Source organism: Brevundimonas sp. UBA7534 (assembly GCF_002479325.1).
Lineage (GTDB): Bacteria > Pseudomonadota > Alphaproteobacteria > Caulobacterales > Caulobacteraceae > Brevundimonas.
Window position 1 is genome coordinate 953 of sequence record NZ_DLMO01000098.1, and the last position, 1,948, is coordinate 2,900.

Sequence of the window (1,948 nt, forward strand, 5' to 3'; positions counted from 1 at the left end):
CTGTCTGGCCGACGACGCCCGAGGTCATGTCCTGGGTGGCGTTGACCGCTTCTTCGGCGTTCTGCTGGGCGCTGTCGCCGCCTTGGCCGCAGGCGGCCAGAAGCGCGGCGGCGGAGGCGAGGCTGGCGAGTGCGGTGATCTTCATCATTGGAACAGTCTCCCTAGTGAGACCCTGAAAACCTCTCACGCGTCCGTGAGGTTCCGATTTTTCAAAAGCTTAGCCGTTAAGGCGTCGCCTCCGGCAGCGCATATTCCAGGTCGTAGCGGTGTTCGCCGCCGGCGATTGCCAGGTGGAAGACGCCTGAAATCCCGGTCAAACCATCGACGCCGGAGCCAGGCACGATGGCGATCAGCAGGTCCTGCGCGCCGCGATTCATAATCCCGCGATGCACCAGACTGAAGGCGCCCGTGCGTCCGTCCAGCGTCGCCGACACCCGCTCCATCGCGACATAGGCGCCGGACCGGTCGTCATTCATCATCGCCAGCATCTCGCCGGCGCCGGTTCCCTAAAGGTCGCCATGGAAGGTCTTGGCGATCCGCATCCGGCCGTGGCCCAGGGTCCGATCGCCCTCACCCGGTTCGACCGGCGTGATCCGGACATCGAAGGTTCCGACGGCGTGGGACATCTGGGAGCTCCGGGTTTCGGCCGGCGTTCCGGCCCGAGCGATTTCCAAGGACGCATCCCACGACAGGGCATGATCGCCGGCATCAGGAGAAGAACCATCAGGCGTCCTCCAGCATGACCACGCCCGGCGCGGATTTCAGCGCGCCGCGCAGCGCCCCATCCAGGCGATAGCGGCCCGGCAGACGGATTTCCGCCTCCCTGCCCTGGTCCAGGCCCGCGATCATCAGCCAGATCTCGCCGCCCTTGCCGATAGCGCCGGATCGCGCCCGTTCCAGGCGCGCCTTCAGCGCCTCGGCGTCGGCGGTGCGGGCCGAGACATGGACGCGCAGCGCCATGTTGGCGTCGTCCAGCAGATTGTCCATCTGCGAGGCGTCGTCGCCGAAGAAGCGCACCTCCCCGTCCGAAGCCTTGGCCCGCACGCGCACCATGACCGAGGCGCCGGGCTCCAGCACCTCGCGGCAGCGGCGCAACTGCTCGGGTGGGAACAGGCATTCGAACTCGCCCGTCGGGTCGGAGAAGGTGACGAAGGCGAATTTCTCGCCGGTGCGGGCGCTGGCGCGTTCCTGACGACGGCGCACGACCCCGGCCATCTGGAAGGCCTCGTGACCGTTTTCAGCCAGAGGCAGGGCCTCCGCGACGAAGGTGACGCGCTTGCGCTTCAGGGCCTGGGCCATGTCGTCCAGCGGGTGGCCCGACAGATAGAAGCCGACCGCCGACAGTTCCTGATCCAGCCGGTCCGGCCCGACCCAGGGCTCGACGCTTTTCAGACGCGGGCGGCCGGCGTGGGCCTGATCGCCGCCGAACAGATTGACCTGGGCCGAGGCGCGCTCGGCCGCGACGCTCTGGCAATAGGCCATCAGCACGTCGGCCTGTTCGACCAACTGGCGACGGTTGGAGTGCAGGCTGTCGAAGGCCCCGGCCTTGGCCAGGCCTTCCAGCGCCCGCTTGTTGACGCAGCGCGGATCGACCCGCTCCAGGAAGTCGAAGATGTCGACGAAACGGCCGCCCTGCTCGCGCACCTCAATGACGTGGCGCATGGCCTCCAGACCCACGTTGCGGATGGCTCCCAGCGCATAGAGGACCGCCCCCTTGCCGTCCTCCCACGACACGTCGAAGTCGGCCGAGGACCGATTGATGTCGGGCGGCAGGACGGGCACGTCGAACCGCTTGGCGTCCTGGTAGAAGACCGCCAGCTTGTCGGTGTTCGACAGGTCCAGGCTCATCGAGGCGGCGAAGAATTCGACCGGATGATTGGCCTTCAGCCAGCCGGTCTGAACGAGATCAGGGCGTAGGCGGCGGCGTGCGACTTGTTGAATCCGTAGC

The 1,948-nt window shown here is 67.2% G+C and carries 2 pseudogenes; both read right to left on the reverse strand.

Features of this window, described 5'->3' with window-relative positions:
* Positions 1-224: 224 nt before the first annotated feature.
* Positions 225-494 (reverse strand): annotated as a pseudogene (locus B2U11_RS07335) (DUF3224 domain-containing protein); the annotation flags it as partial.
* 229 nt (positions 495-723) lie between these two features.
* A pseudogene (locus B2U11_RS07340) lies at positions 724-1,948 on the reverse strand (OB-fold nucleic acid binding domain-containing protein); the annotation flags it as partial.